Origin of the sequence: Ramlibacter sp., from assembly GCF_035706265.1 — a bacterium.
Lineage (GTDB): Bacteria > Pseudomonadota > Gammaproteobacteria > Burkholderiales > Burkholderiaceae_C > Ramlibacter.
In genome coordinates this window covers 1-8,183 of sequence record NZ_DASSVG010000188.1, presented here as the reverse complement: position 1 = coordinate 8,183, position 8,183 = coordinate 1, and the positions used below count along the sequence as shown (strand labels likewise).

The window sequence follows — 8,183 nt, the reverse complement described above, 5'->3', positions numbered from 1 at the left end:
GGGTCGAGCGCGATGCCCTTGATGTCCACCGCCAGGCGGCGTGGGCCGCTCACCGTGGTGGCGGACAGCAGGCCGTCGGATTCGATCGTCAGGCGCGTGTATTCCGGCGCGGGCCACAGGCGCACGGCCACGATGGTGGCGCCGTGGGCGATCTGCTGCGCGCCGAGCAGCAGCACGACGCTGCCCTGCAGGAGCCGGCGGCGCCGCATCACGACAGCAGCTCCGCGCCGCGCGGCGTATTGGCGCGCACGGTGACGCGCCGGTGCGTGGCGTCCTCGTCGAGCGCCATGTGGATGTCGAGGTCGGCCGGCGGCAGCAGGCCGGCGGCCTTCTCGGGCCATTCGGCCAGCTTCAGGCCGGGGCCGGCGAAGATGTCGCGCAGACCCGCGTCCTCCCACTCGCGCGGGTCGTCGAAGCGGTAGAAGTCGAAGTGCCAGGCGGCGTGGCCGGGGAGTTCGTAGGGCTCCACCACCGCATAGGTGGGCGACTTGATGCGGCCCTGCGCACCCAGCGCGCGCAGCAGGTGGCGCACCAGCGTGGTCTTGCCGGCGCCCAGGTCGCCGTGCAGCGCGATGAAGGCGTCGGCGATGGCGGGGTGCGCGGCCAGGCGCTCGGCGAAGGCGCGCGTGTCCTCTTCGCCGGCCCAGCGCAAGGGCCGGGAGGCGCTTCCTACAATCGGCGGGTGTCGGTCGACCGCGTTCAATTCGATGCTCATGTCCTGCTGGCCCGGATACGGCAGTGGGCGCGCGAGCTGGGATTCTCCCAAATCGGAGTGGCGGGCGTCGACCTCTCCGGGGCCGAACCCGGGCTGCTCGCGTGGCTTGCCAACGGATTTCACGGCGAGATGGCCTACATGGAAAACCATGGTGTGCGCCGTGCCCGCCCGGCCGAACTCGTTCCCGGCACGGTGAGCGTGATCACCGCGCGCATGGATTACCTGCCGGCCACGCCCGAAGGCTGGCAGGCGATCGAATTCGAACGATTGCAAAGGCCGCGTGAAGCGATCGTTTCGCTTTACGCGCGCGGCCGCGACTACCACAAGGTGCTGCGCAGCCGGCTGCAGAAGCTCTCCGAGCGCATCGCGGCGGAGATCGGCGCCTTCGGTCACCGCGTCTTCACCGATTCGGCGCCGGTGCTGGAGGTGGAACTGGCCGCCCGCAGCGGGCAGGGGTGGCGCGGGCGCCACACGCTGGTGCTGAACCGCGAGGGCGGCTCGATGTTCTTCCTGGGCGAGGTGTACGTGGACCTGGCCTTGCCGCCCACCGAGCCGGTGGGGGACCACTGCGGCACCTGCCGGGCGTGCATCGACGTGTGCCCGACGGGGGCGATCGTCGCGCCCTACCGGCTCGATGCGCGGCGCTGCATCTCCTATCTCACGATCGAGCACGCCGGCCCGATTCCGCCCGAACTGCGGCCGCTGATGGGCAACCGCATCTACGGCTGCGACGACTGCCAGCTCGTGTGCCCCTGGAACAAGTTCGCCCAGGCCGCGACCCTGCCCGACTTCGCGCCGCGGGCGGCGCTGGTCGGCCAGCCGCTGGCGGCGCTCTTCGCCTGGAGCGAGGAGGAGTTCCTGCGCCACACCGAAGGCAGCCCGATCCGGCGCATCGGCCACGAGCGCTGGCTGCGCAACATCGCGGTGGCGCTGGGCAATGCGTTGCGGCGCGGCAACGATCCCGCGATCCGCGCGGCCCTGGAGGCCCGCCGGGAGCACCCCAGTGCCCTCGTGCGCGAGCACGTGGAGTGGGCGTTGCAGCAGGTTTGAGGCGCGGCGTCGCGCCGCCTCAGAGGCAGATGCCTTCTTCCAGGCTCTTCTCGACCTCGCGCCGCTGACGCTGGTACATCTCCACCGTCTGGGGCCGGCCGCCGGCTTGCAGGCGGGCCTGGATGGCGCTGAGTTGCACCCGCAAGTTGGGGCAGGCGAGGCTGGGCGGCCCCTTGCGGCGCACCGGGGTGGACGCCGCGGCGGCAGCGCTGGCCGGGGCGGAGGCGGGCTCGAGGGCGGGGGTGACCACCGCGGCGGAAGTGGCCGGGGCGGCGGGACTGGCCGGGGCAGCAAGGCTGGCGGCGGGGGCTTCCGGCATCGGCACGCTGGCCGCGCGCCGGGGCGCCGCGGGAACGCTGGCGCCCGGCTGCGGGGCTTCGCGCACGACGGAGGCGTCGCACGGACGGTCCTGGAAGACGTTGCCGCACCGGTACAGAGCCGCGGAAGCCGGCGCCGCCAGGCCAAGGACCACGGCACCGAACAACAACGCGGGCATGTTGTTCTTTTTCATCCCGCTCTCCTAACGATGAGGTGATCCTATACGTCTCAGCCGTTTCCGCCCAACACCCCGATGGCAAAAGGCAGGCTTGTCATCCCCAAAATCGTGGAGAGTGTCACGAGTCCGGCCACATAAGGACCGTTGTAGCCCATGCGCGACGCCAGCACGTAGCAGCTGGAGGCCGTCGGCAGGGACGAGAAGAGCAGCAGCACCAGGGTCTGGGGGGCGTCCAGCTGCAGGGCCCAGGCCAGCAGCGCCGCCACCAGCGGCAGCAGCAGGTGGCGGATCGCCAGCAGGCCTGCTGCCAGCGCCTTCTGCTGCATGAGCGAGCCCAGCGCCATGCCGGCGCCGGCGGCCATCAGGCCCAGCGGCACGGAGGCGCCGCCGACCCGGTTCACAGTCGGCTCCATCCAGCCGGGCACCCGCAGCCCGGCGAGGTTGCTCGCCAGGCCCAGCGCGGTGGCGATGATCAGCGGGTTGCGCAGCAGCGCGCGGGCAAAGCCGGTGCGCCCGTGCCGCGCCATGGGCCAGACGGCCCCCAGGTTCACCAGCGGCACGCTGACGCCGATCAGCACCGCGATCAGCAGCAGGCCCTGCGGCCCGGCCAGCCGCTCGGCCAGCGCCAGGCCGATGAAGGAGTTGAAGCGGAAGGCGACCTGCGCCGCCCCGGCGTGCTCGCGCGCATCGACATGGCGTCCCAGTCCCGGCAGGTGGGGCAGCAGGTAGGCGAGGGCGATGCCGCTCGCGCCGAGCAGCAGGCCGGCCGCCACCATGCTGGAGGCGTTGCCCAGGTCCAGCGGGCTGCGCACGATGGACTGGAACAGCAGCACGGGAAACAGAAAGAAGTACACCAGCCCTTCCACCTGCTCCCACACCGTGCGGTTGAGGGCCGTGTAGCGGCAGATCAGCCAGCCGCAGAGGATCAGGGAGAAGTCGGGCAGGAGGAGCTGGACAAAATGCACGGCCGCGAGGATAGCGTTTGCGGCCGGGGCGCCCCGGCGCCATGTCAACGCAAGCTTGCGGTTGGCTGAGGGCGAGGCCCCATGGCCGCCCCGTGGCACGGCCGCGCTCGCATCTGCACTTACGATGCAAGGTTTCAGCAAATCGCAAGGAGACTCGAATGAAACGACGTGTCTGGATCGCTGCGGCGGCCACGCTGCTCGGCGCCGCGGCCGCTCCGGCGCTCGCGCAGGGCTACCCGAACAAGGTCGTCAAGCTGACGGTGCCGTTCGCGCCGGGCGGCACCACCGACATCATCGCCCGCGTGATCGCGGACCCGCTGGGCAAGATCCTGGGCCAGGCGGTGATCGTGGAGAACAAGGCCGGCGGCGGCGGCATCGTGGGCGCGCTGGACACGTCCCGCCAGGCGCCGGACGGCTACGTCCTGGGCATCGCCACGGTGTCGACCACGGCCGCCAACCCGGCGATCAACCCGAAGATCCCGTACAACCCGCTGACCGACTTCACGCCGATCATCAACATCGCCGCGACGCCGAACATCATCGCGGTGAACCCGAACTTCCCGGCCAAGGACTACAAGTCCTTCATCGAGCTGATCAAGAAGAACCCGGGCAAGTTCTCGTACGCCTCCTCCGGCACCGGCGGCATCGGCCACCTGCAGATGGAGCTGTACAAGAGCCTGTCGGGCGCCTTCATCACGCACATCCCCTACCGCGGCGCGGGCCCGGCCCTCAACGACGTGGTGGCCGGCCAGGTGCCGATCATGTTCGACAACCTGCCTTCGGCGCTGCCCTTCATCAAGGACGGCCGGCTGGTGCCGATCGTGGTGGCCGCGCCGCAGCGCCTGAAGGAACTGCCCAACGTGCCGACCTTCAAGGAAGTGGGGCTGGAGCCGGTGAACCGGCTGGCCTACTACGGCATCCTGGGCCCCAAGGGCCTGCCGAAGGACGTGGTGGCCAAGGTGAACGCCGCCACGAAGAAGGCGCTGGAGGATCCGGCGGTGCGCAAGCGCATCGAGGACACCGGCTCGATCATCATCGGCAACACGCCCGAGCAGTTCGCCGAGCAGATCAGGAACGAGTACGCGGTGTACAAGAAGGTGGTCGAGGACGCGCACCTGAAGCTGGACTGACCTGTTCCCGTCGTCCCCGCCTGCACGGGGACGACGACGTCATGTCCGACGCCATCGACGCCTTCATCGACGCCCTCTGGCTCGAGGAGGGCCTGGCGCGCAACACGCTGGCCGCCTACCGGCGCGATCTCACGCTCTACGAGCAGTGGCTGGCGGCCCAGCGCGGCCGCCACCTTCCCGCCACCGAGGAACACGACCTGCTGGCCTACTTCGCCGCCCGCGCGAAGGGCAAGGCCACCTCGGCCAACCGGCGGCTCACCGTCTTCAAGCGCTATTTCCGCTGGGCGCTGCGCGAGCGCCTGATCGCGGCGGACCCCACCTTGCGGCTGCAGTCGGCGAAGCAGCCGGCGCGCATCCCCAAGACCCTCACCGAAGCCCAGGTCGAGGCGCTGCTCGCTGCGCCCGACGTGGATACGCCACTCGGCCTGCGCGACCGCACGATGCTGGAGCTGATGTACGCGAGCGGCCTGCGCGTGAGCGAGCTGGTCACGCTCAAGACCTTCCACCTGGGCCTCAACGAGGGCGTGCTGCGGGTGCTGGGCAAGGGCAGCAAGGAGCGCCTGGTGCCTTTCGGCGAGGTGGCGCGCGACTGGATCCTGCGCTACCTGGCCGAGGCGCGCCCGGCCATCCTGGCCGGCCAGCAGAGCGAGGACCTGTTCGTCACCGCGCGTGGCCACGGCATGACGCGCTCCATGTTCTGGGTGATCGTGAAGAAGCAGGCCGCCGCGGCCGGGATCACGGCGCCGCTGTCGCCCCACACGCTGCGCCATGCCTTCGCCACCCACCTCCTGAACCACGGCGCCGACCTGCGCGCGGTGCAGATGCTGCTCGGGCACGCGGACATCTCCACCACCACGATCTACACTCACGTGGCCCGCGAGCGGTTGAAGCTGCTGCATGCGCAGCACCACCCGCGCGGCTGACCCGACATTGCAGGAAAGTCACGGCATGACGCACCCCACGCGCCGCGCCCTGCTGGCCGCCACCGCGGCGGCCCTGGCCTTGCCCGTGCGTGCGCAGCAGTGGCCCGGCCGGCCGGTGCGGCTGATCGTCCCCTACCCGAGCGGCAGCGTGAGCGACCTGATCGCGCGTGCCCTGGCCAGCCGCATCGCGGCCCAGATCGGCCAGGCCGTGGTGGTGGAAAGCCGCGCCGGTGCGGGCGGCACCATCGGCATGGAGGCGCTGGCCAAGGCGGCGCCCGACGGCCAGACGCTCGCCTTCTCGGCGACGAGCCCGCTGGTGCTGAGCCCCGCGCTGGGCCGGGTGCCCTACGACCGCGAGCGCGACTTCACGCCGGTGGCCAGCGTGATGGTCTCGCCGATCCTGTTCATGGCCACCAACGCGCTGGCGGTGCGCGACTTCCGCGACTTCCTGCAGCGCGCGCGCGACTGGCCCGACACCGTCCGCTGGGCCACGCCGGGCCTGGGCTCGCCCGGCCACCTGATGCTGGAGGAAGTGCAGGCGAGCGCCCGGGTGCGGCTGGTGCACGTCCCCTACAAGGGCGGCGGCCAGCAGGTGAACGACGCGCTCGGCGCGCAGTTCGAGGTGCTGACCGCCAACGCGGCGCCGGCGCTCGTCGACTACATCCAGGCCGGACGGCTGCAGGCCCTGGCCGTGGGCGCGCCCCGCCGGCTGGAGAGCCTGCCGCAGGTGCCCACCTTTGCGGAGCTGGGCTTCCCGCGCGCCAACCTGGCCTTGCACTTCGGCATCTTCGCGCCGGGCAACCTGCCGGTGCGCTTGCTGGACCGGATCAACAGCGCAGTGAACGCCGCGCTGGAGGACCCTGCCGTCCACGCCCGCATCGTCGCGGGCGAGAACCTGCCCACGGGCGGCACCGCGCGCGACTTCGCCCGCCAGCTCGTGGCCGAGGCGGACGGCGCGCAGGTGCTCGTGCGCGCCGTCGGGATGCAGGCCGAATAGCCTGCATCGCGGCAGCGGGAACGCGCCGGCGCGCCGTGGCATCTATGGCGGCACACCCGGTTTCGCGGGCCAGACGGCCCGGCCGGGCGCCCCAAAGGAGATGCCCACCATGATCCGAACGATGCCCCCCTTCGTGCTGGCCGCGCTGGCCGCTTTCGCCCTGTCCGCCCAGGCCCAGAGTGGCCCGACCGATCCGCAGATCGCCCACATCGTCGTCACGGCCAACCAGATCGACATCGACGCCGGCAAGCTGGCCAAGAGCAAGTCCAAGAACAAGGAAGTGGACAAGTTCGCCCAGCAGATGATCACGGACCACAGCGGCGTCAACAAGCAGGCGGTGGCGCTGGCGACCAAGCTGAAGGTCAAGCCCGAGGACAACGACACCAGCAAGAGCCTGATGAAGGGCGCGGAAGAGAACATCGCCAAGCTGAAGAAGCTCAGTGGGAAGGAATTCGACAAGGAGTACGTCGCCCACGAGGTCGCGTATCACCAGGCCGTGCTCGATGCGATCGACAAGACGCTGATCCCCTCGGCCCAGAACGCGGAGCTGAAGGGCCTGATCGAGAAGGTGCGCCCCGCCATCGCGGCCCACCTGGACCACGCCAAGCACCTGCAGCACGAACTGGGGATGTGAGGTGAACCCGGGCGCGCGCAAGCTGCTGCTCGCCGCCGGCCTGGCCGCAGCCTGCGCGCTGCCCGGCCTGGCCGCGGCCGCCACGCACACGGTGGTGATCGAAGGCATGAAATCCGTGCCCGAGACGCTCACCGTGAACAAGGGCGACACGGTGGTGTGGCAGAACAAGGACGTGGTGCCGCACACGGTCACCGCGAAAGGCAACTTCGACTCCGGCGACCTTGCCGTCGGCAAGAGCTGGCGCCATGTCATGACCAAGGCCGGGACGTACGACTACTTCTGCAACTACCATCCCGGCATGAAGGCGACGGTGGTGGTCAAATGACGCGCATGAACCTGCAGACCCGGTCCGCCCCGCAGGAGCTGGACGACGCCTCGCTCGCCAGCCGCGTGTGCGCGGGCGACACGGCCGCCTTCGAGCTGCTGATGCGGCGCTACAACCAGCGCCTGTACCGCCTCGCGCGCTCGATGCTGCGCGACGCGGCCGACGCCGAGGAGGCCGTGCAGGACGCCTACCTGGCCGCCTACCAGTCGCTGGGCGCGTTCCGCGGCGAAGCGAGCCTCGCCACCTGGCTGTCGCGGGTGGTGGTCAACCAGTGCCTGGCGCGGCTGCGCCGGCAGGCGCGCCGGGACAACATCGTGCCCATGGTGGCGATGGGTGGCCCGGACGAACAGGAGGTACCGGGCATGCCAGCGGACGACAAGGACACGCCGGACCGTGCCCTCGTGCGGGCGGAGCTGCGCGCGGTGCTGGAACGCAAGCTCGACGAGCTGCCCGAGGCCTTCCGCACGGTGTTCGTGCTGCGTTCGGTGGAGGAGCTGACCGTGGAGGAAACCGCCCGCACGCTCAACCTGCCCGAAGCCACGGTGCGCAGCCGCCACTTCCGCGCCCGCAGCATGCTGCGCGAGTCGCTGGCGCAGGACATCGACCTGGCCGAGCGCGACGTGTTCTCCTTCGCCGGCGACCGCTGCGACCGGATCGTGGCGAGGGTGATGGAGAAGCTGGGGAAGTAGGGCCGCGCTGGTTCGTGGCCCCGGCGGGCTGGTCGACGCCCAGCGATGCCGGCGCTGGTCGGCTGGTCGATCCCAAGCGATGCGGCGCCCGTCGGCTGGTTGACCCCCAAGCGATGCGGCGCCCGTAGGCTGGTTGGCCCCCAAGCGATGCGGCGCCCGTAGGCTGGTGCTGAGCCCTGCGAAGCCCAGCGATGCGCGAGCGCAGCGAGCGCTGGGCTTCCGGCGCGCATTCGCGCGCGGTCAGCGCCAGCCTACGCGA

The 8,183-nt window shown here is 70.8% G+C and carries 10 protein-coding genes and 1 pseudogene; 7 read left to right on the top strand and 4 right to left on the bottom strand.

Annotated elements, in window-relative coordinates:
- A pseudogene (locus VFM98_RS07080) lies at positions 1–209 on the bottom strand (N-acetylmuramoyl-L-alanine amidase); the annotation flags it as partial.
- Positions 209–703: a tRNA (adenosine(37)-N6)-threonylcarbamoyltransferase complex ATPase subunit type 1 TsaE gene (gene tsaE, locus VFM98_RS07075; protein ID WP_414708996.1), complete on the bottom strand. Its 495-nt coding sequence runs from the start codon at positions 701–703 to the stop codon at positions 209–211. The gene tsaE and the pseudogene VFM98_RS07080, both read right to left, overlap by 1 nt.
- 27 nt (positions 704–730) lie before the next feature.
- Here tsaE and queG point away from each other — a divergent pair, with 27 nt between their 5' ends.
- The gene (gene queG / locus VFM98_RS07070; protein WP_325109205.1) at positions 731–1,765 is read left to right on the top strand and encodes a tRNA epoxyqueuosine(34) reductase QueG; all 1,035 of its coding nucleotides are present in this window, start codon (positions 731–733) and stop codon (positions 1,763–1,765) included.
- Positions 1,766–1,784: 19 nt separating this feature from the next.
- Here the strand turns inward: queG and VFM98_RS07065 are convergent, their stop codons facing one another.
- Together VFM98_RS07065 and VFM98_RS07060 are read right to left on the bottom strand one after the other, a co-directional pair.
- A complete protein-coding gene (locus VFM98_RS07065; protein WP_325109203.1) occupies positions 1,785–2,276 on the bottom strand; it encodes a hypothetical protein in 492 nt (163 codons plus the stop codon).
- A 35-nt stretch (positions 2,277–2,311) separates the two neighbouring features.
- Positions 2,312–3,226 (bottom strand): AEC family transporter, encoded by a 915-nt coding sequence (locus VFM98_RS07060; RefSeq protein ID WP_325109202.1) that lies wholly within the window; start codon positions 3,224–3,226, stop codon positions 2,312–2,314.
- A 158-nt stretch (positions 3,227–3,384) separates the two neighbouring features.
- On the opposite strand from VFM98_RS07060, the gene VFM98_RS07055 reads away from it, so the two are divergent.
- The 6 genes from VFM98_RS07055 (at position 3,385) to VFM98_RS07030 (ending at position 7,924) form a co-directional block, all read left to right on the top strand.
- The gene (locus tag VFM98_RS07055; protein WP_325109201.1) at positions 3,385–4,356 is read left to right on the top strand and encodes a tripartite tricarboxylate transporter substrate binding protein BugE; all 972 of its coding nucleotides are present in this window, start codon (positions 3,385–3,387) and stop codon (positions 4,354–4,356) included.
- 41 nt (positions 4,357–4,397) lie between these two features.
- Positions 4,398–5,279 (top strand): site-specific tyrosine recombinase XerD, encoded by an 882-nt coding sequence (gene xerD / locus VFM98_RS07050; RefSeq protein ID WP_325109200.1) that lies wholly within the window; start codon positions 4,398–4,400, stop codon positions 5,277–5,279.
- Positions 5,280–5,304: 25 nt separating this feature from the next.
- Positions 5,305–6,276 carry a tripartite tricarboxylate transporter substrate binding protein gene (locus VFM98_RS07045; RefSeq protein ID WP_325109199.1) on the top strand — a complete coding sequence of 324 codons (972 nt, stop codon included), beginning with the start codon at positions 5,305–5,307 and terminating at the stop codon, positions 6,274–6,276.
- Between the two features lie 109 nt (positions 6,277–6,385).
- Entirely contained in the window at positions 6,386–6,910 is a 525-nt protein-coding gene (locus VFM98_RS07040) for a DUF4142 domain-containing protein (protein WP_325109198.1), read from the top strand.
- Between the two features lies 1 nt (position 6,911).
- Complete coding sequence (locus tag VFM98_RS07035; RefSeq protein ID WP_325109197.1) at positions 6,912–7,235, top strand: cupredoxin family copper-binding protein; 324 nt, start codon at positions 6,912–6,914, stop codon at positions 7,233–7,235.
- 5 nt (positions 7,236–7,240) lie between these two features.
- Complete coding sequence (locus tag VFM98_RS07030) at positions 7,241–7,924, top strand: RNA polymerase sigma factor (protein ID WP_414708995.1); 684 nt, start codon at positions 7,241–7,243, stop codon at positions 7,922–7,924.
- Positions 7,925–8,183 lie beyond the last annotated feature (259 nt).

Excerpts from the sequence above, each read along its gene's own strand:
- VFM98_RS07065 (WP_325109203.1), bottom strand. The coding sequence starts at position 2,276 with ATGAAAAAGAACAACATGCCCGCGTTGTTGTTCGGTGCCGTGGTCCTT.
- VFM98_RS07055 (WP_325109201.1), top strand. The coding sequence starts at position 3,385 with ATGAAACGACGTGTCTGGATCGCTGCGGCGGCCACGCTGCTCGGCGCC.
- xerD (WP_325109200.1), top strand. The coding sequence starts at position 4,398 with ATGTCCGACGCCATCGACGCCTTCATCGACGCCCTCTGGCTCGAGGAG.
- VFM98_RS07045 (WP_325109199.1), top strand. The coding sequence starts at position 5,305 with ATGACGCACCCCACGCGCCGCGCCCTGCTGGCCGCCACCGCGGCGGCC.
- VFM98_RS07040 (WP_325109198.1), top strand. The coding sequence starts at position 6,386 with ATGATCCGAACGATGCCCCCCTTCGTGCTGGCCGCGCTGGCCGCTTTC.
- VFM98_RS07030 (WP_414708995.1), top strand. The coding sequence starts at position 7,241 with ATGAACCTGCAGACCCGGTCCGCCCCGCAGGAGCTGGACGACGCCTCG.